Below are 23,412 nucleotides of genomic sequence, written 5' to 3' on the forward strand. Positions count from 1 at the left end.
TACGGGGTCGTCCGCAGAGGTGAGCGGCGCCGTGGCTGCCTCGTGCCGCGCCCGCTCGTGCTGGGCGGTGTTGATCGGTCCGGTCGGACGGAGCCGCGCCGGTGCCGATGGGGGGCGGTCGGAGATGGATCGCGCCTGGTTCATCACGAGGAGACCTCTGGCGCACTCGGCGTGAGCCCTCTGCCGCGCTGGGTGGATTCGCCGATTGTCAGTGCCATCGGGTTGCATGGAGGCATGGACAACCTGGAACTCCGCACTGAAGCCGACACTGTCCTCGCTGAGCTCGTCGGTGCCCCTGGGGGTTCGGCGCGGCTCAGGGAGGACCAGTGGCAGGCGGTGGCTGCCCTGGTGGAGGAGCGCCGTCGTGCGCTGGTGGTGCAGCGCACCGGTTGGGGGAAGTCGGCGGTGTACTTCGTGGCCACGGCTCTGCTGCGTCGCCGCGGAGCCGGTCCCACGGTGATCATTTCCCCGCTGCTGGCGTTGATGCGTAACCAGGTCGATGCGGCAGCACGGGCGGGTATCCAGGCACGGACCATCAACTCGGCCAATCCGGAGGAGTGGGAGACGATCTACGGGGAGGTGGAGCGCGGTGAGACCGACGTTCTGCTCGTGAGCCCGGAACGTCTCAATTCCGTGGATTTCCGTGATCAGGTGCTGCCGAAGCTGGCGGCGACGACTGGTCTGCTGGTGGTCGACGAGGCGCACTGCATTTCGGACTGGGGTCATGATTTCCGGCCCGATTACCGCCGTCTGCGCACGATGCTGGCGGAGCTGCCGGAGGGGGTGCCGGTGCTGGCCACGACGGCGACCGCGAACGCCCGGGTGACCGCGGATGTGGCCGAGCAGCTGGGCACGGGTGGCGGGGACGCTCTGGTTCTGCGCGGACCGCTCGACCGGGAGAGCCTGCGGCTGGGGGTGCTTGAGTTGCCGAATGCGGCGCACCGGCTGGCGTGGCTGGGGGAGCGGCTCGGGGATCTGCAGGGTTCGGGGATCATCTACACGCTGACGGTGGCGGCGGCGGAGGAGGTCGCGGCGTTCCTGCGGCAGCGCGGCTATCCGGTGGCTTCCTACACGGGGAAGACAGAGAACGCCGACCGGTTGCAGGCGGAGGAAGACCTGCTCGGCAACCGGGTGAAAGCGCTGGTCGCCACTTCGGCGCTGGGGATGGGCTTCGACAAGCCGGACCTGGGGTTTGTGGTGCATATGGGGTCGCCGTCGTCGCCGATTGCCTACTACCAGCAGGTCGGGCGCGCAGGGCGCGGCGTGGATCATGCGGATGTACTGCTGCTCCCGGGCAAGGAGGACGAGGCGATCTGGGCGTATTTCGCTTCGGTGGGTTTCCCGCCCGAGGAACAGGTGCGGCGAACGCTCTCGGTTCTGGAGGAGGCGGGCCGTCCGCTGTCGCTGCCGGCGCTGGAGCCGTTGGTGGATCTTCGGCGCTCACGCCTGGAGACGATGCTGAAGGTCCTGGACGTGGACGGTGCCGTCAAGCGCGTGAAGGGCGGCTGGACCGTCACCGGGCAGCCGTGGGCGTACGACGCGGAGCGGTACGCGTGGGTGGCGAAGCAGCGGGCGGCGGAGCAGCAGGCGATGCGGGACTACGTGGCGGCCACGGGGTGCCGGATGGAGTTTTTGCAGCGGCAGCTCGATGACGAGAAGGCGGTCCCGTGCGGTCGCTGTGACAACTGCGCCGGGCCCTGGCTGGATACGGACGTGCCTTCTGCGGCCCTCGCGGCTGCGACGGGCGAGCTGGACCGGCCGGGAGCCGAGGTCGAACCGCGCAAGATGTGGCCGACCGGCCTCGCTGCGGTCGGCATGGACCTCAAGGGTCGTATCCCCGCAGGTCAGCTGGCGGGTACCGGGCGGGCGCTGGGCAGGCTGTCGGACATCGGCTGGGGCAACCGGCTGCGGCCGATCCTGTCGGCGCAGGCGCCGGACGGACAGGTCCCGGACGATGTTCTGAACGCCGTGGTGACCGTGTTGGCGGACTGGGCCCGCTCGCCGGACGGCTGGGCCGGCGGCTCTGCTGACGCGATGGCGCGGCCCGTGGGGATCGTGGCCATGCCGTCACGTACCCGGCCCCGCTTGGTCGGGTCACTGGCTGAGGGCGTGGCCAGGGTCGGCCGCCTTCCGCTGCTGGGCAGCCTGGCCTACACGCCGCACGCGGATGAGCACGCCGCGCATCGCAGTAACTCCGCCCAGCGGCTGCGCGCCCTGGCCGATTCGTTCACGGTGCCCGACGATCTCGCCGAGGCTCTGGCCGGTGTCTCGGGCCCTGTGCTGCTGGTCGACGACTACACCGACTCCGGCTGGACCCTGGCCGTAGGCGCACGCCTCCTGCGCCAGGCCGGAGCCGACCGGGTACTCCCGCTCGTTCTGGCGCTGGCAGGGTAGGCCACCCAGGCGTCTGGTGACTATGCGTGCGGTGACCATGCGTGGGGTGATTGCGCGTGGGGTGTTCACGACCCTCACCCGGTCCGCGCCGAGCTGGTGGAGGTTCTCCCGGAGCGGCCCGGTGAAGCCGTACGCATCCTGGGTCAAGCAGGCATGCGACAGGGCCTGTTGGGGAGGCGTGGGGCTGGCGCCGTCCATGCGGACCTGGCCGCGCGTGGGGCTCTGACGGGCAAACCGCTGTCGCCCGGGTCTCCTCCGCGGGCGAGGCGGCGAGCACGATACGAGTGGCCCGCCGGGATGGTGGAGGATGCGGCGTTTCGGGGCACACCAGCAGGACATCCGACCCGCCTGCGACCACTCGCGCCCGGAGCGTGTCCGGGTCTGAGGCCGTAGCGGTCCGAGTTCGTCATGGCCCCATGCAACCTGATGGCGCTGACCGCGCGCGAATGAGGCAGTCTGCCTGTGGATAACTTTATCCACAGGGGTCGCGGACTCGGGCGGATCGCGGGACCTTCGAGCCATGAACAAGCACGACGACACCAACGGTTCTTCGCCGGTCCAGGAGCAGGTCACGCTGCGCGGCCCCGCGGAGCTCGCCGACGCGCTCCCTTATCTGCTGGGATTTCACCCGACCGATTCGGTCGTGATGGTGGCACTGCACGGCCCGCGCGGCCGTTTCGGCGGACGGCTCAGGCTCGGAATCCCACGCTCGCCGCAGGAGTGGCAGCCGGTCGCCGACCAGCTCGCCGACGGGCTGGTGACCGGCAGCGAGAGCCGGGACCGGCGTCCTGAGGGCATCATCGTGTTCCTGTGCCAGGACCCGGGCCCGGGGGAGACTCCTGCGGAGGTCATGGAGCGGCTTCGTCCCTTCGCTCAGCATCTGCGTACGGCCTGCGGAGCCCGGGATGTGCCCGTCCCCGAAGCTCTTTGCATCTCCGACGGCAGATTCTTCTCCTACTGCTGCCCCGACTCCCGGTGCTGTCCAGCCGACGGGAATCCCATGGCGCTGCCCGGTACGTCGGTGATGGCCGCGGCCGCCGCGTACGCGGGCATCCAGGTGCGCGGAACCCTCCGTGAGATGGAGGCCAGGCTGACACCGTGGCAGCCGCCCCGCACGGCATCTCAGGAACGCGCGCTGGACGAGGCGGCGGGCGTTCTGGTGCCGAAGATCCTGGCCGGTGCGGACCGTGAACAGGTCGGGGAGGAGACGCTGGACACCGCCCGGAAACTTGTCCGCCGTATCGGGCGCACACCACAGCAGCGGAGCTGGGCCGAGGCCGATGAAGCGGACGACGGCCTGGTCGGCGACGACGAGGCGGCTCTGGTCCTTCTCGGGCTCCAGGACCGCACGACCCGGGACCGCGCCGCCGAGTGGATGGAAGGACCATCGGCCGGATCGGTCCTGCGGTTGTGGCGTGCCCTGGCCCGCCGCTGTGTCGGCCCGTACGCCGAATACGCCGCAGCACCACTGACCCTGGCGGGCTGGGTGGCCTGGTCGACAGGGGATGAACCGAGCGCCCGGGTGGCCCTGGGTCGAGCCCTTGCCATCGACTCCGGTTATGTCTTCGCCCGCCTGCTTCACCAGGCCTGCAATGAAGGCCTCGACCCTGAGGCGCTCCGGCACTGTCTGCGCCGGGAGCGCAGCAGCCGGGTGGCGCCGGGAAACGCGGGCGCCACGAGTGGCCGGCGCACCCCTCCCAAGCCGCCGGGCGCGCGCCAGGACACACTCCCCGGGACGGGCAGGCCAGGGGCGTCCACCGGTCGCAGCCGCCCGCGCCGCCGCAGCGGCCGCCGCGGGACGAGGGCCGGGCGATGAGAGCGGGATACAGGCACGGCCGTGACCCGGTCGAGCCCTGCGCCGTTCACCAGGGTGGTGGTGCACGGCGGACCGCGCCGGGGGCTCCGCCGCAACTGGCCACAGCGCTCAGGAGGCGGAAGATGGCTCTCAGCGTTCCTCCAGGAACCCGCTGGGCTGGCGACCGACCAGCCGTGCCCTCTCCTGGATTCGCGCCGGCAGGAGCGCGCCGGCGGGGCGAACTGCCCTCCGTGCACAACGCGTTGATCTGCGTCGCCCTCCCCGGGCTCGCCGTCTCGCCCGAGCACGGCCAGCTCACCGGCCAGGGCTTCGACGGTTACTACCAGTCCGGGCGGCGTCTCCTCTCGCGCTGTCATGTGCGGGTGTCCGGCCGTGAACCGGTCGCCGTCCGGGGCGGGTTGATCGCAGCGGGCCGGGCGCGGTTCGTCGCCGTGGTGCGTCTGCCCGGGGCGCCGGGGCCCGACCCCGAGCTCGTCGTGGAGCGGCTGCGCTCGGCCGAGGGCACCGAGCGGATCACCCTGCGCAGCGCCTCGGACCGGGTTCTGCGCGTGCCGGTGGAGATCGCACTCGGTACGGATCTGGCCTTTCTGGGGGCCGTCGCGGCTGGATCCCCGGGGCCGGAGCTGCCCGCCGGGGTCCATGGCGCGGGCCTGCGCTGGACGGGGGCCGGATTCCATTCCGTCGTCACGGCCGACCCGCCGCCCGAGGACGCGCTGGCCGCCACCGGATTGCTCAGATGGGACCTGGAGCTGCCGCCCGGGAGCTCCCGGGACATCGAGCTCCGGATCCGTACGGACGCGTCATCCCGCCCGGCGGGCCCGCTGCTCGGAGGTGCGCTGTCCCCGGCAAGCGCTGACGGGGACGACCCCAGGGCGCGGGCCTTGCTGCGCACGAGCCTGGACGATCTGCGCGCGATGCTGGTCCGCGATCCGGGTCATCCTGCCGATATCTATCCGGTGGCGGGCGTGCCATGGCGCTGCGGGTTCGCGCCTGCCGAGGTCCTCTGGACGGCCCGGATGACGCTTCCCCTCGGTACCCGTCTTGCCGCTGCCGCGCTGCGCAGACTCGCCCGTACTCAGCTCGAAGGCGGCGGGCCTGAGGCCGGAAGCATTCCGGGGCCCCTCAGGGACGCCGGCCCTCATCTGCCACCCAGCTGCACCGGCGTGGAGGCAACACTCCTCTTCCCCGTACTGCTTGCGGAGGCCAGGCGCTGGGGCTTGCCCGACCGTGAGGTGGCGGGGTTCCTCCCCGCGGCCGAACGCTGCCTTGCCTGGCTTCGCGCTTCGGCGAACGGGGAGAGCCTGCTCGGTGAGCCCGGAGCGGGAGGCCTGCAGCGGGCGGAGACCCAGGCGCATGCGTACCGAGCGGCGGTGCTCTCCGCCGAACTGCTCGACGAGTGCGGTCGCCCCGGGGGTGACAGCTGGCGCGAGTGGGCGGCCAGGCTCCGCAGCGCATTCCGGCAGGCGTTCTGGATCGAGGACCGGACAGGTGGCAGACCCGCGGCCGCCCGTACCGCCGACGGCCGGCTGGTTCCCCACCTGGGCGCCGGTGCGGCTCACCTGCTGGACACCGGACTGCTTGGGGGCGGCAGATTTGCCGAGGGGCTGCTGGACAAGGTGTCCACGGAGCAGCTTGCCAGGCTGCTCGGCAGCCCGGCGATGGACTCCGGCTGGGGGCTGCGCAGCCTCGGAGCGCGGGAGCGGGGCCATAATCCGTTCGGGCACCGGGGTGGCGCCGTTCGATTGCACGAGACAGCCCTTGCGGTGGCCGGGCTGGCCGCCTCGGGCTTCGAGAAGGAGGCCTGCTCGCTGCTCAGCGGGGCGCTCGCCGCGGCCGAGGCCTTCGGGTACCGGCTTCCTGAGATGTATGCGGGGGTCCAGCGCACCGAGGGCAGCGTCCCGCTTCCGCATCCGGCGGCCTGCCGCCCCGCGGCTGTTTCGGCGGCGGCCGGAATCCATCTCCTCGCGAGTCTCGCGGGTATCCGCCCTGATGTCCCGTCAGGAACGGTCGCTCTGCGCCCGATGAGCAGCGCCCCGCTCGGTGCGATTCAGCTTTCGGGCCTCTCGGTCGCCGGGGAACCCTTTTCGGTGCGCGTCAGCAGACTGGGCCTCGGGATGGTCGAGGAAGCAGCAGCCGGACTGCAGCTGGGGTCCTGAAGGGGGTGGGCGGACAGCGGAGAACGGCTGAATTCAGGGGGAGACTGTGGGTGCGGAAGGGCGTGTTTATCGTCAGGGAGACGACTATGATCATGCCATGTCGCCCTACGACCCGTCGGCCTTTCCGCCTTTCGCTGTCACCGTCGATCTGGTCGTGCTCACCGTGCGCAGTCATGCGCTGTGCGCACTGGCTGTACGCCGTGGGGAGCCCCCCTTTCAAGGCCGGTGGGCGCTGCCCGGCGGCTTCGTCAAGACGGACGAGGATCTCGGTGCCGCGGCCGCGCGCGAACTGGCGGAGGAGACCGGTCTGTGCGCGCTGGGGCCCTCGGCCACGGTCCCGGCCCCCGGCAACGGTGCTCATCTCGAACAGCTGGGCACCTATGGAGACCCCAGACGTGACCCTCGTATGAGGGTCGTCAGCGTGGCCCATCTGGCGCTCGCCCCCGATCTGCCTGCCCCCCGGGCAGGTGGGGACGCCCACAGTGCCCGCTGGGCGCCCGTCGCAGCCCTGCTGGGCCAGGGTGGCGCCGACGGCAAGGCTGCCGAGCCGCCCGAACCGCTCGCCTTCGATCACGCGCGGATCCTCGCCGACGGCGTCGAGAGGGCCCGGTCGAAGATCGAGTACTCGTCGCTGGCCACCGCTTTCTGCCCGCAGGAGTTCACGGTCGGCGAGCTCCGCCGGGTGTACGAGGCGGTGTGGGCCGTTGTCCTCGACCCCCGCAATTTCCACCGCAAGGTCACCGGCACGCCGGGCTTCCTCGTCCCTTCGGGCGGCACCACGACCCGCCAGGGCGGCCGGCCGGCGCAATTGTTCAGAGCGGGAGGTGCGACGCTGCTCAACCCCCCGATGCTCCGCCCCGAGGTCTGAGATCCGCAGTCGAGCTGCGCCAAAAGTCCCAAATGTCGCGTTATCTTGCTTCGGTAGCCGCCCATGCCGCCAGGCGGCCCTGCTACCCGCGAGAGAAGCGATGCTCCAGGCCATCGGACTCACCAGCCAGCCCCGCCAGGACCTGCCGGCCGCGGTGGACGATCTGTCCTTTCAGGCCGGACCCGGTCAGGTCACGGCACTTCTCGGCGCGCCGGGCGCCGGCAAGACCACCGCTCTGCGCCTGATGCTCGAACTGGACCAGGGGCGCGGCATCACGTACTTCCGCGGCCTTCCGCTGCACCGGATCGCCCACCCCGCCACCGAAGTGGGGACCCTGCTCGGCGACGTGCCAGGGCATCCGGCACGTACGGTGCGAGGGCAGCTCCGTATGCTCTGTGCCGCGGCGGGAGTACCGGTCTCGCGCGCCGGTGAACTGCTCGAAGGGGTCGGCCTCGGCAGCCTCGCCCATCAGCGGCTCGGCACGCTTTCCCACGGGATGGACCGCAGGCTGGGCCTCGCGATCGCCCTCCTCGCCGATCCGCAGACGCTTCTGCTGGACGACCCCGCCGAGGGGCTCTCACCGCAGGACGCAAGCTGGCTCTTCGGGCTGCTCCGTGAGCACGCGGCGCAGGGCGGCACCGTCCTGTACACCACCAGCGATCCCAAGGCGGCGGCTCGCACGGCCGACCATGTGGTGACCATCGAAGCCGGACGGCTCGTGGCGGACCAGGAGGGCGCCGAGTTCGCCCGCACCCGTCTGCGCCCCCGAGTCGCCGTGCGTACCCCTCACACGGCCCGCCTTGCCGGTCTGCTCGGCCGTGAAGCCCGTGAGGGGCGCCGCTCCGTGGAAGTCGTCGCGGAGGGTGGCAGCAGGCTGTCCGTCTACGGCAGCAGTTGCGCCGAGGTCGGTGAGACGGCGTTCCGGAACGGGGTCCTGATTCATCAGCTCGCCGATGAGACCGGCGATATGGGGCCGACGGCCGAGCTCCCCCCTGGTCCGGGTGCGTCCGGCTCCGAACCCTTCGGTGCCGGACACCTTGCCCCCGCGGCGCCCGCCCCTGATGCGTCTTCTTCCTGCGTGCCCGGACAAGGGGTACAGGTCTCCGGCGTTCCCGCTCACGACGCCCCCGTGCTCGCGGCCCGGTCGGCGCTGCCGGAACTCCAGCTGCTGATCGACGCACGTTCCGAACTGTCCGAACAGCAGCCGGTCATCACTCCGCTCCCCGCCAGGGGGCCGCTCAGGCCGCTGCGTTACGAGCTCCGCCGGGTGTTCGGTGTCCGCACCGCTCTCGCCGTAGCGGGCGTCGTCCTGGTCGTCTCCGTTGCCCTGTCCGCCGTGCTCGCCGGAACCGGACAGCCTCCGCTCTCCCATCTGCTGATGGCGTGGCCCGAGCTGCTCCCCCTGCCGCCCGCCGCCTTCGCGGCCGGACTGCTCGGAGCGCTCGCCTTCGGCGAGGAATTCCGGTATCCGGCGCTCGCCGTCGGCCGTGGGGGCGTGCCGAGGCGGTTCGGCCTGCTGTCGGCCAAACTGACGGTGTCGGGTGTCATCGCCCTCCTGCTGGCCCTGATCACGGCTGCCGCCAACGCCGGAGTGCTCCGTCTTGTGTACGGAGGCGATTTGGCGACAATCCCGCGGAACTGGCCCTCACTGGCCGTGGGTTGGTCGGGACTGACCATTGGCTGCGCATGGGCGGGACTGCTGGGTGCAGGTGTCTTCAAGAGCACCACCGCGGGGCTGGCGGCCGTCCTGTCGGTCCCGGTCGCCGTCGTGCCGATGGTGCAGGCGGCGCTGGCCGCGCCGGCGGCGCGCTCGGTCGCCGGGTTCCCTGCCAGGGTCCGTGAGCTCGCCCGGGGCTGGCCCCACGAGGCCGACCGCTGGCTGATCGCGGTTCTCAGGCTCCTGTCCCAGCCCGTCGGTGCGGCCCTGGCGCTGTCGCTCACGGTGCTGCTCTGCGCATATCTGCTCACCGGCCTTCGCGGCAGGGCTCGTTGGTGAGAGGTCTCGCCCGCCTGGTAGCGCCTTCTAAGCAACTCTGAGGAGAATGCCCGGTTCTTTCCGATAAGGCGTCAATTGCAGGGAGGTCGATGATCACCCTTTCGTGTGCTTTTCACCAAAGCCCTCAAGGGGCGCCCGAGGCGCGCCGACAAAGGATGCGTGACTACCCTTGCGCACTCCATGATGACCAACGCCCGCTCTGCCGAGTCAGGACTCGCAGGCTCGGGTGAACTCGGCCGCTACCCGTACGCAGAGACGCCCGGTGCCGGCCGTGCCGCAGCTCCTTCCTGGGGCGGGGATGCCGAGATGGGCAGAGCGGGCCGGCGTGCGACGGGCAGCCGTGGCCGCGGCCTGCACGGCCAGCTCGTTCAGCAGCTCGGCCAGATGATTGTCTCCGGCGACCTCGGTGCCGACCGCCCGCTGGTCCCTGAGGAGATCGGGCAGCGCTTCGAGGTGTCCCGCACGGTAGTGCGGGAATCGTTGCGTGTCCTTGAGGCCAAGGGTCTGGTCAGCGCCCGCCCCAATGTCGGCACCCGGGTCCGCCCGGTCAGTGACTGGAATCTGCTCGACCCCGACATCATCGAATGGCGTGCGTTCGGACCGCAGCGCGACGACCAGCGGCGGGAGCTGAACGAGCTGCGCTGGACGATCGAGCCGCTGGCCGCGCGCCTTGCCGCCGGGCACGGCCGTGAGGACATGCAGCAGCGTCTCGCGGACATGGTCGAGATCATGAGCCACGCTCTGGCCCAGGGTGATCCGGTCACCTTCTCCCGCGCCGATGCCGAGTTCCACGCCCTGCTCATCCAGCTCGCGGGCAACCGCATGCTCGATCACCTCTCGGGCATCGTCTCGGGCGCCCTCCAGGTTTCCGGTGGGCCGGTCACGGGGTGTGACCGGCCCACCGAGATCTCTCTCGTTCATCACGCACGGATCGCCGACGCGCTCGCGGCGAACGACCCCCAGGCGGCGGAGGCCGCCATGCGTCAACTGCTGACGGTCCACCCCGAGGTGGAGCGTGTCGTTCCCGCGCCGCGCGTGCACTGACCGCACGGTGCGACCGGGATGTGCGCCTGCACCCGCTGCCGCCGGATCCGCAGTGGGTCCGGCGGCATGATTATGGGTATGCGTCCCTTGGGGAGCCGTATGTCGCGAATAGGGTGTGACTCGGGCCACGCGGATTGGGCGTAACACTCTTTGAGGCAGCGCGATGACCTAAGAGGTGGTAGCCGAAGAGGGAATGCAGGCGTCGTTGACGGCGCTGTACAGCTCCGAGGCTCAGCCCGCGCCGCCGGTACATCCCCAGCCGGCGGTCGTCGGTTCCAGGCCCGTCAGGGCGGAGCCGGAAGCCGTTTCCATCGTTTCGAGAGGTTGTTCGTGTCGGCCAGCACATCCCGTACTCTCCCGCCGGAGATCGCCGAGTCCGAGTCTGTCATGGCGCTCATCGAGCGGGGAAAGGCTGATGGGCAGATCGCCGGCGACGACGTACGCCGGGCCTTCGAGGCTGACCAGATTCCGGCCACCCAGTGGAAGAACGTTCTGCGCAGCCTCAACCAGATCCTCGAGGAAGAGGGTGTGACTCTGATGGTCAGTGCCGCGGAGTCGCCGAAGCGCCCCCGCAAGAGCGTCGCAGCGAAGAGCCCGGTGAAGCGCACCGCCACCAGGACTGTCGCGGTCAAGACGACCACGGCGAGGACTGTGGCGGCCACCGCCGGTTCTTCCGCGGACAGTGTGGACGCCGTGGCTGACGAAGCCGAGCCCGCGAAGAAGGCCGCTGCCAAGAAGACGGCTGCCAAGAAGACCGCCGCGAAGAAGACGGCAGTCAAGAAGACCGCAGCGAAGAAGACCGCCTCCAAGAAGGACGCCGACGAGCTCCAGGACGGCGACGAGGCCGCTGAGGAGACCCCGGCTGCCAAGGCCGGCGAGGAAGAGGAAGAGGGCGGCGAGGCCAAGGGCTTCGTTCTCTCCGACGACGACGAGGACGACGCGCCTGCGCAGCAGGTCGCCGTCGCCGGTGCCACCGCGGACCCCGTCAAGGACTACCTGAAGCAGATCGGCAAGGTCCCGCTCCTCAACGCGGAGCAGGAGGTGGAGCTCGCCAAGCGGATCGAGGCCGGCCTCTTCGCCGAGGACAAGCTGGCCAACGCCGACAAGCTCGCGCCGAAGCTCAAGCGTGAGCTGGAGATCATCGCGGAGGACGGGCGCCGGGCCAAGAACCACCTGCTCGAAGCCAACCTCCGCCTGGTCGTCTCGCTCGCCAAGCGCTACACGGGCCGCGGCATGCTCTTCCTGGACCTGATCCAGGAGGGCAACCTCGGTCTGATCCGTGCGGTCGAGAAGTTCGACTACACCAAGGGCTACAAGTTCTCCACGTACGCCACATGGTGGATCCGCCAGGCGATCACCCGCGCGATGGCCGACCAGGCCCGCACCATCCGTATCCCGGTGCACATGGTCGAGGTCATCAACAAGCTCGCGCGCGTTCAGCGCCAGATGCTCCAGGACCTGGGCCGCGAGCCCACCCCTGAGGAGCTGGCCAAGGAGCTCGACATGACCCCTGAGAAGGTCATCGAGGTCCAGAAGTACGGCCGTGAGCCGATCTCCCTGCACACCCCGCTGGGCGAGGACGGTGACAGCGAGTTCGGTGACCTCATCGAGGACTCCGAGGCCGTCGTCCCGGCCGACGCAGTCAGCTTCACGCTCCTCCAGGAGCAGCTGCACTCGGTCCTGGACACGCTGTCCGAGCGTGAGGCGGGCGTGGTCTCCATGCGCTTCGGTCTCACCGATGGTCAGCCGAAGACTCTGGACGAGATCGGCAAGGTCTACGGCGTGACGCGTGAGCGGATTCGCCAGATCGAGTCGAAGACCATGTCGAAGCTGCGTCACCCGTCGCGTTCGCAGGTGCTGCGCGACTACCTCGACTAGTAGCCGGCCGGTCTGTCACAGCTGCGCCAGAGCGGGTCCGGGTCTCCCTTTGCGGGGGGATGCGGGCCCGCTTCGCGTTTCCTGTGTGTGGAGCGCCCCGTGAGCCTGCTTCACTCTGAGTGAGAAGAGTTCATTGCAGAGTCAGGGAGCCGTATGTGTCGTCCTATCGTCCGAGCAGTCACAGGGATGCTGGCGCTGGCCGCGGCAGCCCTGCCGCTCGGCGCGCCCGTGCCGGCCTTCGCCGCGGCGAAGGCGGTGATCGGAGGCAAGGGGGTCTCCGTGGCCGACAGCCCCTGGGTGGTCGCGGTGACCAGCCGTGAGCGGTTCGGCGGCGGCCGGGCGGGCCAGTTCTGCGGGGGAGTGGTGGTGTCACCGCGGGAGGTGGTGACGGCGGCCCACTGCCTGAGCCAGGAAGTCCTCGGGGCGGGGCTGGGCCAAGTGCATGACCTTTCGGTCGTGGCGGGCCGCAGTGACCTGCGAACGTCGGCCGGCCGTGAGGTGAGCGTGAAGTCCACGTGGACCGACCCGCGGTACGACCGGGTCAGCAATGCGGCGGATCTCGCCGTGCTGACGCTGTCCCGCGCGCTGCCCGGCTCGTATGCGATCGGCATCGCCGATCCGCAGGACCCCGCGGAGCAGCCCGGTACGGCTGCGACGGTCTACGGCTGGGGCGACACGGCCGGCACGGGGGACTACCCCTCCGGACTGCATGCGACCTCCGTCTCGGTGCTGCCTGACGCGCAGTGTGCCTCCGCGTACCCGGGGTCGCCGAGCGGCACTTTCCAGGCAGAGACCATGCTGTGCGCGGGGGAGCCGCAGGGGGGTCATGACGCGTGTCAGGGCGACAGCGGAGGGCCGCTGGTGGCCCGGGGGCGGCTCATCGGCCTGGTCTCCTGGGGATCCGGCTGCGGCCGGGCGAACAGTCCGGGTGTCTACACGCGGATGTCCGCGATGGCGAAGGCTGTGACGTCGCACCGCTGACGGGCGCCTGACGGCCCCGGAGGGGCCCGGCGTGTGGGTCAGCGGTAAAGGGGGCCCGGAGGCCGTACGCGGCGCCTCAGGGCCCGGCTGAAGCCCTCTGGGCGCAGACGGAGCCGTACCGGAGCCCGGACATGAGAACGGACGGCCTCTCCTGTGGGTTCAGGCGAGGCCGCCCGCCGACCGGGCTGATACCGGTCCATTGCTCGTCGTGGGTGCGAGGTGTCAGCGGTCCTCTTCTTCGGAATGGCCCGGGACGGCCGTCAGGCGATCCGTCTCATCCTGGATGTCCGCGGCGATCTTCTTGAGTTCTGGCTCGAACTTGCGACCGTGGTGGGCGCAGAAGAGCAGTTCGCCACCGCTGGTGAGGACAACGCGCAGGTAAGCCTGGGCGCCGCATCGGTCGCAGCGGTCAGCGGCCGTCAGCTGGCTCGCGGGGGTCAGAACAGTAGTCACGTCGCCTCTTCTCTAGCTCGACGAGCTGTCGTACCAGGGTCAACATCCAACCAGGCCCAAAACGTTCCCGCTCGTGGCTTTTCCTTGAAACTTTTCGTCAAGGTGGCTGTCTGTCGCCGGTTGGCGGCGAATAAGCCGTATTGCGGTGGCTTTACGGTTTCGCGTTGCTTGTCTTCGGTTGATCCTCCCGGCTGGCTGCCGGTTGTTGATGAGGACGTGCCCGGAGCCTAAATGGTTCATGCCTCGAAGGGAACGTGATGTGGGCTTCACTCCATCGAGCGATCGAACAGGTGTACGGTGCAGGTTTGAAGCTCACCTCTTCTAGGGTGGCGTAACAACGGCTCTACCAGGGCTCGGTAGGCTCTCACCGGCGACCGACGCCCGGTCCTTGCCCCTAGGGCCCCAAAATAAATTCAGCGAGGAGCGAACCGCGTGACCGCCGATATGTCCGTGCCTTCCACTGCGCTGCTGAGCGGTGCAGACCGTGACGGCTCCAACTACACCGCGCGGCACCTGCTCGTCCTCGAAGGGCTCGAAGCGGTCCGGAAGCGGCCCGGTATGTACATCGGGTCCACCGACAGCCGTGGCCTGATGCACTGCCTCTGGGAAATCATCGACAACTCGGTTGACGAGGCCCTCGGAGGTTACTGCGATCACATCGACGTCATTCTCCATGAGGACGGCTCAGTCGAGGTCCGGGACAACGGCCGGGGGATCCCGGTCGACGTCGAGCCCAAGACGGGGCTCTCCGGCGTCGAAGTCGTGATGACCAAGCTGCACGCCGGCGGGAAGTTCGGCGGCGGCTCGTACGCGGCCTCGGGCGGGCTGCACGGTGTCGGTGCCTCGGTCGTCAATGCCCTCTCGGCCAGGCTGGATGTCGAAGTCGACCGCAACAGCGCCACCCACTCCATCAGCTTCCGCCGTGGCGTCCCCGGGATCTTCACCGAGATGGGTCCCGACAGCCCCTTCGATCCTGCCAACGGGCTGCTCAAGGGCAAGCGTGTTCCGAAGGCCAGGACGGGCACCCGTGTCCGGTACTGGGCGGACCGGCAGATCTTCCTCAAGGACGCGAGGCTGTCCCTGGATCATCTGTACCAGCGGGCTCGCCAGACGGCGTTTCTGGTGCCGGGGCTGACTCTGGTGGTGCGTGACGAGCGCGGTCTGGAAGGCGCTGGGAAGACCGAGGAGACCTTCCGTTTCGACGGCGGGATCAGTGAGTTCTGCGAGTATCTGGCGCAGGACAAGGCTGTGTGTGACGTGGTGCGGCTTTCGGGCCAGGGAACGTTCAAGGAGACGGTGCCGGTCCTGGACGAGCGTGGCCATATGACGCCGACGGAGGTCACTCGCGATCTCGCGGTCGATATCGCGCTGCGCTGGGGGACGGGGTACGACACCACGGTCCGGTCCTTCGTGAACATCATCGCGACGCCCAAGGGCGGCACGCATGTGTCGGGATTCGAACGGTCCCTGACGCGGACGGTCAATGAGGTGGCGCGCGCGCAGAAGTTGTTGCGGGTGGCCGAGGACGACGTGGTCAAGGATGACGCGCTGGAGGGTCTGACGGCGGTGGTGACGGTGCGTCTTGCCGAGCCGCAGTTCGAGGGTCAGACCAAGGAGGTGCTGGGTACCTCGGCGGCGAACCGGATCGTGTCGGGTGTGGTGGCCAGGGAGTTGAAGGCGTTCCTGGCGTCGACGCGGCGTGATGCCAAGGCGCAGGCGCGGGCGGTGCTCGAGAAGGCGGTCGCGGCGGCTCGTACGCGGATCGCGGCACGTCAGCACAAGGATGCCCAGCGTCGTAAGACGGCGCTCGAGTCGTCGTCGTTGCCGGCGAAGCTGGCGGACTGCCGCAGCGATGACGTGGGGCGCAGCGAGCTGTTCATCGTGGAGGGGGATTCTGCGCTGGGGACGGCGAAGCTGGCGCGGAACTCGGAGTTCCAGGCGTTGTTGCCGATCCGGGGAAAGATCCTGAATGTTCAGAAGGCGTCCGTGTCGGACATGCTGAAGAACGCCGAGTGCGGCGCGATCATCCAGGTGATAGGGGCGGGGTCGGGGCGGACGTTCGATATCGACGCCGCGCGGTACGGGAAGATCGTGCTGCTGGTGGACGCCGATGTGGACGGGGCGCATATCCGGATTCTGCTGCTGACCCTGTTCCAGCGGTATATGCGTCCGATGGTGGAGGCGGGCCGGGTTTTTGCCGCGGTGCCGCCGCTGCACCGGATCGAGCTGGTCCAGCCGAAGAAGGGGCAGGACAAGTACGTCTACACGTACTCGGACGGTGAACTGCGGCAGAAGCTGCTGGAGTTCCAGCGCAAGAACGTCCGGTACAAGGACTCGATCCAGCGTTACAAGGGCCTCGGGGAGATGGACGCGGACCAGCTGGCGGAGACGACGATGGATCCGCGGTTCCGGACACTGCGGCGCATCAACATCGGTGATCTGGACTCCGCTGAGCAGGTCTTCGACCTCCTGATGGGCAACGAGGTCGCACCCCGCAAGGAATTCATCACCAGCTCCGCGGCGACACTCGACCGCTCCCGCATCGACGCCTGAGCCGTTCACGGGCTGCCGGGCGCCCCACAGGGGCCCCGCCCCTGCCCGCGGTCTCGTGTCCACCCGTGGGTGGAGTCACAAGCTCCACCCACGGTCCACCCCTGCTCCGATCTGCTGACCTGCGTATTTCCGTAGCGTCGAAGGCGTCAACCTTCCTCGCTCACCGGAGGCACCCCATGTCAGCGTCCACACTCACCGACGTCGCGGTGGGCGTCGGTGTCGTCGCCCTGGTGCTCGTGAGGCAGTTCCGCCCCCAGCAGGTCGATCACGACAAACGCTGGTGGCTGCTGCCCGCGATCCTGGTCTTCGTCGCCCTGCGGCAGCATGGTCTGCTCGATGAGAACCACCGCGCCATGTCCGTCCTGCTGATCGGGGCAGAGCTGCTGGCCGGGCTTCTCATGGGTGCCGGCTGGGCGTGGACCACCAAGGTGTGGAACGAGCCGGACGGGTCGACCTGGACCCGGGGCACGAAGACCACGGCGGCCGTCTGGGTCGTGGGCCTGCTCGTGCGGTTCGGGGTGGCGGGACTCGGCGCGCTGGCCGGAGTGAGCCTGGGCAGCGGGGCCATGCTCCTCGCGCTGGCGTCCTCGCTGCTTGTACGGTCCGGGGTGGTCGCCTGGCGGGCCGGGCGGATACACCCGTCGTACGGTGTCTCTGCGGCAGGATCCCCCGGAGGGGCAAGGAAGGACCGCGTATGACGCCCGGCGCCTGGACGAGCTGGCCCTCCCGGGAGGCCCTCTCGCGGACAGGTCTGACCGGCGCGCGGCGCTCGCTCGGCTGGACGGTCCGGCTCGCTGCCGTGGGTGCCCTGCTGTGGAGCGTCTTCGCGAAGATCGGCGACAACCCCGGGGCGCTGGCAGCGGCGGCGTTCGGCACCTGTGTGTGCGCCGCCGCGGCCTGGGCCTTCTACCGGACAAGCCTGGAACACCGGTTGTGGCCCTCCGTGACGCTGCTCGTGGTCCTGCTGGGCACCGCCATGGTGGCGAAGCAGGCAGGATTCTCCGCTCCGGCCGCCGCCCTCTGGTGCGGTTGCGCCGTCATCGCACTGGAGCGGCTGCCGCTGGTGGCTGCCCTGCCCTGCACGGTGGCCGCCCTCGGCGCCTACGCCCTGCTCAGCGACGACCAGAGCCTGACGATCGCCGTCACCACCGCCGGGCTGGCGCTTGCGGGATACGTGTTGCGGCTCGACGCGGAGGCCAGGGGCAGCGCTCAGCGGCTGCTGGCCCAGGAGAGAGCGGCCCTGGCGGCCGAGGCGGAGTCCGCGGCCCTGGTGGAGCGCTCACGTATCGCCCGGGAGATCCACGACGTGCTCGCCCACAGCCTTTCCGCGCAGATGGTGCATCTGGAAGCGGCCAGGCTGTTGATCGAGCGTGGTGCGGGACGGGATCAGATCCTGGAGCGAGTGGTGGCGGCTCGCGGGATGGCGCGGGAAGGTCTGGTCGAGACCAGACAGGCACTCTCGGCGCTGCGGGGTGAGATGACGCCGGTGGAGGAGTTCCTGGACGAGATGGCGGGCAGTTCGCGGCTCACGGTGACGGGGGAGCGCAGACCGCTGCCGGCCGAGGCCTCGCAGACCGTGCGGAGGGTGGCGCAGGAGGCGATGACGAATGTGCGCAAGCACGCCCCGGGCGCCGACGTCAGGCTGCGGCTGGAGTATCTGCCGGGTGAAATCGCCCTGGAGGTAAGGGACTCGGGTCCCGGGGAAGCGGTGGATGAACTCGCTGTCAGTGGCTCGGGATACGGTTTGGTCGGGATGCGGGAGCGCGCCGAGATACTCGGCGGGACGCTGGAGGCTGGACCCGACGAGGAGGGCTTCTTGGTACGGCTGAGGGTGCCGGCGTGACGGCACGGGTGGTGGTCGCCGATGACCAGTCCGTCGTGCGTGAGGGCATCGTGATGCTGCTGGGGCTCCTGCCCGGGGTCGAGGTCGTCGGCGCGGCCAAGGACGGTGTGGAGGCTGTCGCTCTCGTCGGCGAACACGCTCCCGACGTGGTCCTGATGGACCTGAGGATGCCCCGGTGCGACGGGGTGGAGGCGACCAGGCTGATCCGCGAGCAGTACCCGTCCACGCAGGTCGTGGTCCTGACGACGTTCTCCGACGACGACTCGCTCTTTCCCGCGCTGCGGGCCGGGGCGCGGGGTTATCTGACCAAGGACGCGGGCGGGGAGGAGATCGTCCGGGCCATCGAGGACGTCATGGCCGGACAGGCCGGACTGTCGCCGAGCGTGCAGCGGCTGCTCGTCGAGCGCATCACCGCTCCTCCCGCACCGGCCCCGCAGGCCGCGGTCGAGCTGCCCGACGGCCTGACTCCCCGCGAGGCCGAGATCCTGGCGCTGATCGCGGAAGGGCTCTCCAACGCGGAGATCTCCCGCTCACTGCACATCTCGCCCGCGACCGTGAAGACGCACATCAACAATCTCTTCGCCAAGACCGGACTGCGGGACCGGGCCCAGGCCGTGCTGTACGCCTACCGGCACGGCCTTGCCCTGCCGCCGGGCACTTCTCTCACCTAAAGGGGTGAAGAGGGGGCGATAAGGGTTCAGAGGCCTTCCGGAGTATCCATCCTTGGGCACGCGGCTGAAACGGTCGCGCACAGGGAGAGGGTGTTCGGTGGAGAAGGACGATGGGCTCGACGCCGCTGAGGTGCGGTTGGACGACCCCTGGTACGACGCGTTGGCCTCCGGCTGGGGCGAGTTGGACGGCACGGGCGCCCCCGCGGCCGTGCCGGCGCAGGCAGCTCCGGAGCCCGGCCGCAGCGCAGCCGACATCTATCTGGAAGTGCAGAGCAGCGCCGCCTTCCAGGAAGTTCGCAGCCGTTACCGGAGGTTCGTCGTGCCCGCGGTGTGCGCGTTCTTCGCCTGGTACCTCGCCTATGTCGTCACGGCCACGACCGCACCGGGCTTCATGGCGCGCCCGGTGGCCGGCGCGGTGAACGTGGCGATGGTGGCGGGGCTCGGGCAGTTCCTCTCCACCTTCCTGCTCACCTGGGCCTACACCCGCCACGCGCGGCTGCGCAGGGACCGGGCGGCGCTCGACCTCCGCTGGGACACACAGGAATTGACGCGAGGGATCAGCCGTTGAGCAGCCACACGATCACCACGCACCACCAGACCCTGGCACTGCTGCTGTTCAGCGTCTTTGTCGTGGCGACCCTCGCCATCACCACCTGGGTGAGTCGCAACCGGCACGGTTCGGCGGAGGAGTTCTACGTCGGCGGGCGGCTCTTCTCCCCGATGGAGAACGGTTTCGCCATCGCAGGCGACTACATGTCGGCGGCGTCCTTCCTCGGTATCTCCGGGCTGATCGCCCTCTTCGGATATGACGGCATGCTGTACTCCGTCGGCTTCCTCGTCGCCTGGCTGGTCGTTCTGCTGCTGGTGGCCGAACTGGTGCGCAACTGCGGCCGGTTCACCCTGGCCGACGTCGTGGCGGCCCGGATGAGCGAGCATCCCGTCCGGATCGCGGTCGGGTCGTCGTCCGTCACGGTCTCCGTGCTCTACCTGGTGGCGCAGATGGTGGGTGCCGGAAGCCTCGTCTCGCTCCTGCTGGGCGGCAACAGCGGCGCTGCCCAGGCCTGGACCGTGATCGGTGTCGGAGCGCTGATGGTCATCTATGTGACGCTCGGCGGGATGCGAGCGACCACCTGGATCCAGATCGTGAAGGCCGTCCTGCTGATGGCGGGGTCGATCCTGCTCACCGTCCTCGTCCTGGTGCGCTTCCACGGGGACTTCAACCACCTGCTCAACGCCGCGGCGCACCGCAGCGGCCACGGCATGAAGTTCCTGGCACCCGGCCTCAAGTACGGAGGCGACTGGACCTCCCGTATCGACTTCATCAGTCTCGGCCTCGCCCTGGTCCTCGGGACGGCCGGGCTTCCGCACATCCTGTCGCGCTTCTACACCGTGCCGACCGCCCGCGCCGCCCGCCGCTCGGTCGTCTGGTCGATCGGGCTGATCGGCGGCTTCTACCTGATGACGATCGTGCTCGGCTTCGGTGCGGCCGCGCTCGTGGGCTCCGACCAGGTGAAGGCGTCGAACCCGGCGGGGAACACCGCGGTACCGCTGCTCGCGCTTGAGGTCGGCGGGGGAGAGGGGTCCACCGGAGGCACGGTGCTGTTCGCCGTGGTCGCGGCCGTGGCCTTCGCCACCATCCTCGCCGTCGTCGCGGGCATCACGCTCGCCTCGTCGGCCTCCGTCGCCCACGACCTCTACGCGACGCTCAGGCGCCGCAGTACCAGGCAGCGCAGCGAGGTGGCCGTCGCCCGTGTCGCGGCGGCCGGGATCGGGGCGGTGGCCATCGGGCTCAGCCTGCTGGCCAAGGACCTGAATGTCGCGTTCCTCGTGGGGCTGGCCTTCGCCGTGGCGGCTTCGGCCAACCTCCCGGTGCTGCTGTTCTCGCTGTTCTGGCGGAACTTCACCACACGCGGCGCGGTCTGGTCGGTGTACGGAGGGCTCGTCCCCGCGATCGTCCTGGTGATCCTCTCGCCGGTCGTCTCCGGGAGCCCCACCTCGCTCTTCCCTGACGTGGACTTCCAGTTCTTCCCCCTGGAGAATCCGGGGCTGCTCTCCATCCCCCTCGGCTTCCTCGCCGGGTGGCTCGGCACGGTCACGTCGCCCGAGCCGCCCGACGCTGCCCGGCACGCCGAGACGGAAGTGCGGTCACTGACGGGCGCCGGAGCCGTCTGATCCGGGGGCGGCCCAGGCATAGCGGTGCTCGGGCCGCCCCGTGTCCCCGTATTTGAGGGTCAGCCTGAGCCGCCCCGTCTGTTCCAGCTGGCGCAGGTAGCGCTGTGCCGTGGAGCGGCTCAGCCCCGTCCTCGCGGCGACCTCGTGGGCGGACAGCGGGTGCCGGGCGCCGGTCAGGACCTCACGGATCAGTTCCGACGTCGGTACGGAGTGTCCGCTGGGCAGTCCCGAGGACGCGGCGGGCCCGGTGGTGCGCAGCGCGCCGAAGATCCGGTCGACCTGTTCCTGCCCGGCGCACTGCCCGTTGCCCCCGACGCGGCTCACGGTGCGCCGCAGTGCCGCGTACCCCTCCAGCCTGGTGCGCAGGACCGAGAAGCTGAACGGTTTGACCAGATAGTGCAGTGCACCATGGCGCATGGCGGCCTGCACGGTAGCGACGTCGCCGGCGGCCGTCACCATGATCACGTCGGTGTGGTGCCCCTTTTCCCGCATCCTGCGGACGAGGGAGAGCCCTGTCTCGTCGGGGAGATAGTGGTCGAGCAGGACCAGATCGATGCGCTCGCGTTCCAGTGCGGCCATGGCCTGGGCGGCGCTGTGGGCACGGGCGGCGACATGGAATCCGGGAACCTTCCCCACGTACGCAGCGTTGATCTCAGCGACACGGAAGTCGTCATCGACCACCAGTACATCAATCATCGGGCTGCTCTCTGTCCGTGCCGGTCTGAGACGTTCTTGCTGAGACGTTCTTGCAACGACGTAGTTGTAGCGCGCGCAAAACGAGCACAACAGTCTCCTGCAGGCAGAAGCATGCCTTGCGCCCACAAGGCTGCCGCTGTGCGCTGTGCCACATCTACGGTCCCGGTCCATGAGCACAGACACGAGCCCGGCCATTGAGCTGCGGGGCGCCAGCAAGGTGTTCCGCACCCCGTCAGGGGTGCCGCACACCGCCGTGCGGGACTTGGACCTCACCGTGGGCCGAGGCGAGTTCGTTGCCGTCGTCGGCCCCACCGGCTGCGGCAAGTCCACCACACTCACCCTGGTCAGCGGCCTTGAGGAGCCCACCGAGGGCGAGGTACTGGTGGCCGGTGAGCCGGTACGCGGTATCGGCGACAAGGTCGGATTCGTCTTCCAGCAGGATGCTGTCTTCCCCTGGCGGACCGTTCTGTCCAATGTGATGGCGGGGCCGCGCTTCCGCGGCGCAGCGAAGGCGGAGGCCAGGGAGAAGGCCCGCGAGTGGCTGGCCCGTGTCGGCCTCTCCTCGTTCGAGGACCGCTACCCGCACCAGCTCTCCGGGGGCCAGCGCAAGCGCGTCGCCCTCGCCGCCACCTTCGTCAACGACCCCGAGATCCTGCTGATGGACGAGCCGTTCTCGGCGCTGGACGTCCAGACCCGGGCGCTGATGTCCGATGAACTCCTGGAACTCTGCGCCGGCACCGGGACCTCGGTCGTCTTCGTCACGCACGACCTGGAGGAGTCCATCGCACTCGCCGACCGGGTAGTGGTGATGACGGCCGGCCCCGCGACCGTCAAACAGGTCTTCGAGATCGACCTGCCCAGGCCCCGGAAGGTCGAGGCCGTGCGGCTCGAACCCCGGTTCGTCGAGCTCTACCGCGAGATCTGGTCCTCGCTGGGCGAGGAAGTCCGTATCACCCGTGAGCGAGGTGCCGCAGATGCCGCCTGAGACCGAGCAGACCCCGGGCACGGCCACCGCGACCCTGGCGTCCACTGCCCCTGCGCCCGCCCTCGACAAGAGGACCGGCCGGACCGAGGAGCGCCGGCGGGCCGCACGCAACCGCCGGGCCGTGGTGTACGTGAGCCGCGCGCTGTTGCTGATCGCGGTGATCGCCCTCTGGGAGATCCTGGCCCGCGCCAAGGTCATCGATCCCTTCAACTTCTCCATGCCGTCGAAGATCTGGGACCAGATACGGGAGTGGGCGCTGCACGGCACCGCGCAGGGATCCCTCTGGGAACAGATCTGGTACACGATGTACGAGGCGCTGCTCGGCTGGGTCATCGGTGTCGTCGCCGGTGTGGTCCTGGGCATCACCCTCGGCCGCATCCGGTTCCTCTCCGATGTCCTCGGCCCGTACATCAAGGTCCTCAACGCCATTCCGCGGATCGTCCTCGCCCCGGTCTTCCTCATCTGGTTCGGGCTCGGACCGGCATCGAAGGTCGCATCCGCTGTCGTGCTGGTCTTCTTCCCGGTGTTCTTCAACGCCTTCCAGGGCGCCAAGGAGGTCGACCGCAACCTGGTCGCCAACGCCCGGATCCTCGGCGCGAGCAACCGGCGCGTCACCTTCCAGGTGGTCATCCCCTCCGCCACCTCCTGGATCTTCACCAGCCTTCATGTCAGCTTCGGCTTCGCCCTCATCGGGGCGATCGTCGGTGAGTACATCGGCGCGACGAAGGGGCTCGGACTGCTGGTGTCGGCCTCGCAGGGGACTTTCAACGCGGCCGGTGTGTACGCGGCGATGGTGATCCTCGCGGTCGTCGCGCTGATCACGGAAGGGCTGCTCACCTTCGCCGAGCGGCGGCTGTTCCGGTGGCGGCCCGCCGAAGCCGGCACCGAGCGCTGACGGGCGGGACG

18 protein-coding genes are annotated in these 23,412 nt (G+C 69.5%); 16 read left to right on the forward strand and 2 right to left on the reverse strand.

What is annotated here, in order from left to right; all coding sequences use genetic code 11:
- Nucleotides 1-234: 234 nt before the first annotated feature.
- From OG917_RS25960 to OG917_RS25995, 8 genes are all read left to right on the forward strand, one after another.
- Nucleotides 235-2,394, forward strand: a complete 2,160-nt coding sequence (locus OG917_RS25960; protein ID WP_328322186.1) for a RecQ family ATP-dependent DNA helicase — start codon at nucleotides 235-237, stop codon at nucleotides 2,392-2,394.
- A 520-nt stretch (nucleotides 2,395-2,914) separates the two neighbouring features.
- Complete coding sequence (locus OG917_RS25965; protein WP_328320049.1) at nucleotides 2,915-4,210, forward strand: DUF4192 domain-containing protein; 1,296 nt, start codon at nucleotides 2,915-2,917, stop codon at nucleotides 4,208-4,210.
- A gap of 122 nt (nucleotides 4,211-4,332) precedes the next feature.
- A complete protein-coding gene (locus OG917_RS25970) occupies nucleotides 4,333-6,366 on the forward strand; it encodes a glycogen debranching N-terminal domain-containing protein (protein ID WP_328320051.1) in 2,034 nt (677 codons plus the stop codon).
- A gap of 97 nt (nucleotides 6,367-6,463) precedes the next feature.
- Nucleotides 6,464-7,234 carry an NUDIX hydrolase gene (locus tag OG917_RS25975; protein WP_328320053.1) on the forward strand — a complete coding sequence of 257 codons (771 nt, stop codon included), beginning with the start codon at nucleotides 6,464-6,466 and terminating at the stop codon, nucleotides 7,232-7,234.
- Between the two features lie 100 nt (nucleotides 7,235-7,334).
- Nucleotides 7,335-9,230 (forward strand): ABC transporter ATP-binding protein, encoded by a 1,896-nt coding sequence (locus OG917_RS25980; RefSeq protein ID WP_328320055.1) that lies wholly within the window; start codon nucleotides 7,335-7,337, stop codon nucleotides 9,228-9,230.
- Between the two features lie 159 nt (nucleotides 9,231-9,389).
- Nucleotides 9,390-10,274, forward strand: a complete 885-nt coding sequence (locus OG917_RS25985) for a FadR/GntR family transcriptional regulator (RefSeq protein ID WP_328320057.1) — start codon at nucleotides 9,390-9,392, stop codon at nucleotides 10,272-10,274.
- A gap of 330 nt (nucleotides 10,275-10,604) precedes the next feature.
- Nucleotides 10,605-12,152 (forward strand): RNA polymerase sigma factor, encoded by a 1,548-nt coding sequence (locus OG917_RS25990; protein WP_328320059.1) that lies wholly within the window; start codon nucleotides 10,605-10,607, stop codon nucleotides 12,150-12,152.
- A 153-nt stretch (nucleotides 12,153-12,305) separates the two neighbouring features.
- Entirely contained in the window at nucleotides 12,306-13,133 is an 828-nt protein-coding gene (locus OG917_RS25995; RefSeq protein WP_328320061.1) for a S1 family peptidase, read from the forward strand.
- A gap of 222 nt (nucleotides 13,134-13,355) precedes the next feature.
- On the opposite strand, the gene OG917_RS26000 is transcribed toward OG917_RS25995, so the two are convergent.
- The gene (locus OG917_RS26000; protein ID WP_328320063.1) at nucleotides 13,356-13,586 is read right to left on the reverse strand and encodes a DUF7455 domain-containing protein; all 231 of its coding nucleotides are present in this window, start codon (nucleotides 13,584-13,586) and stop codon (nucleotides 13,356-13,358) included.
- A gap of 432 nt (nucleotides 13,587-14,018) precedes the next feature.
- Here OG917_RS26000 and OG917_RS26005 point away from each other — a divergent pair, with 432 nt between their 5' ends.
- The 6 genes from OG917_RS26005 to OG917_RS26030 all read left to right on the forward strand — a co-directional run bounded on the left by OG917_RS26005 (nucleotide 14,019) and on the right by OG917_RS26030 (nucleotide 20,825).
- On the forward strand, nucleotides 14,019-16,139 hold the full coding sequence (locus tag OG917_RS26005) for a DNA gyrase/topoisomerase IV subunit B (protein ID WP_328320065.1): 2,121 nt from the start codon (nucleotides 14,019-14,021) through the stop codon (nucleotides 16,137-16,139).
- Between the two features lie 176 nt (nucleotides 16,140-16,315).
- A complete protein-coding gene (locus OG917_RS26010) occupies nucleotides 16,316-16,837 on the forward strand; it encodes a DUF1453 domain-containing protein (RefSeq protein WP_328320067.1) in 522 nt (173 codons plus the stop codon).
- The gene (locus OG917_RS26015; RefSeq protein ID WP_328320069.1) at nucleotides 16,834-17,982 is read left to right on the forward strand and encodes a sensor histidine kinase; all 1,149 of its coding nucleotides are present in this window, start codon (nucleotides 16,834-16,836) and stop codon (nucleotides 17,980-17,982) included. Before OG917_RS26010 ends, OG917_RS26015 begins: the two co-directional genes overlap by 4 nt.
- Entirely contained in the window at nucleotides 17,979-18,653 is a 675-nt protein-coding gene (locus tag OG917_RS26020; protein ID WP_328320071.1) for a response regulator transcription factor, read from the forward strand. Before OG917_RS26015 ends, OG917_RS26020 begins: the two co-directional genes overlap by 4 nt.
- A gap of 97 nt (nucleotides 18,654-18,750) precedes the next feature.
- Complete coding sequence (locus tag OG917_RS26025) at nucleotides 18,751-19,221, forward strand: DUF485 domain-containing protein (protein WP_328320073.1); 471 nt, start codon at nucleotides 18,751-18,753, stop codon at nucleotides 19,219-19,221.
- 11 nt (nucleotides 19,222-19,232) lie between these two features.
- Nucleotides 19,233-20,825: a solute symporter family protein gene (locus OG917_RS26030; protein WP_328322188.1), complete on the forward strand. Its 1,593-nt coding sequence runs from the start codon at nucleotides 19,233-19,235 to the stop codon at nucleotides 20,823-20,825.
- Here OG917_RS26030 and OG917_RS26035 read toward each other — a convergent pair.
- Nucleotides 20,799-21,521, reverse strand: coding sequence for a response regulator (locus OG917_RS26035; RefSeq protein WP_328320075.1), 723 nt, complete (start codon nucleotides 21,519-21,521; stop codon nucleotides 20,799-20,801). The two genes, OG917_RS26030 and OG917_RS26035, sit on opposite strands and share 27 nt — an antisense overlap.
- A gap of 169 nt (nucleotides 21,522-21,690) precedes the next feature.
- On the opposite strand from OG917_RS26035, the gene OG917_RS26040 reads away from it, so the two are divergent.
- Nucleotides 21,691-22,506, forward strand: a complete 816-nt coding sequence (locus tag OG917_RS26040; protein ID WP_328320077.1) for an ABC transporter ATP-binding protein — start codon at nucleotides 21,691-21,693, stop codon at nucleotides 22,504-22,506.
- Nucleotides 22,496-23,401, forward strand: coding sequence for an ABC transporter permease (locus tag OG917_RS26045; RefSeq protein WP_328320079.1), 906 nt, complete (start codon nucleotides 22,496-22,498; stop codon nucleotides 23,399-23,401). The genes OG917_RS26040 and OG917_RS26045 overlap by 11 nt, the downstream gene beginning before the upstream one ends.
- Nucleotides 23,402-23,412 lie beyond the last annotated feature (11 nt).

Origin of the sequence: Streptomyces sp. NBC_00388 (assembly GCF_036061255.1) — a bacterium.
Classification (GTDB): Bacteria; Actinomycetota; Actinomycetes; order Streptomycetales; family Streptomycetaceae; genus Streptomyces.

Bases quoted from the DNA above. Each gene is read 5' to 3' on its own strand.
- OG917_RS25960 (WP_328322186.1), top strand. From the start codon at position 235: ATGGACAACCTGGAACTCCGCACTGAAGCCGACACTGTCCTCGCTGAG.
- OG917_RS25965 (WP_328320049.1), top strand. From the start codon at position 2,915: ATGAACAAGCACGACGACACCAACGGTTCTTCGCCGGTCCAGGAGCAG.
- OG917_RS25970 (WP_328320051.1), top strand. From the start codon at position 4,333: ATGGCTCTCAGCGTTCCTCCAGGAACCCGCTGGGCTGGCGACCGACCA.
- OG917_RS25975 (WP_328320053.1), top strand. From the start codon at position 6,464: ATGTCGCCCTACGACCCGTCGGCCTTTCCGCCTTTCGCTGTCACCGTC.
- OG917_RS25980 (WP_328320055.1), top strand. From the start codon at position 7,335: ATGCTCCAGGCCATCGGACTCACCAGCCAGCCCCGCCAGGACCTGCCG.
- OG917_RS25995 (WP_328320061.1), top strand. From the start codon at position 12,306: ATGTGTCGTCCTATCGTCCGAGCAGTCACAGGGATGCTGGCGCTGGCC.
- OG917_RS26010 (WP_328320067.1), top strand. From the start codon at position 16,316: ATGTCAGCGTCCACACTCACCGACGTCGCGGTGGGCGTCGGTGTCGTC.
- OG917_RS26015 (WP_328320069.1), top strand. From the start codon at position 16,834: ATGACGCCCGGCGCCTGGACGAGCTGGCCCTCCCGGGAGGCCCTCTCG.
- OG917_RS26035 (WP_328320075.1), bottom strand. From the start codon at position 21,521: ATGATTGATGTACTGGTGGTCGATGACGACTTCCGTGTCGCTGAGATC.
- OG917_RS26040 (WP_328320077.1), top strand. From the start codon at position 21,691: ATGAGCACAGACACGAGCCCGGCCATTGAGCTGCGGGGCGCCAGCAAG.
- OG917_RS26045 (WP_328320079.1), top strand. From the start codon at position 22,496: ATGCCGCCTGAGACCGAGCAGACCCCGGGCACGGCCACCGCGACCCTG.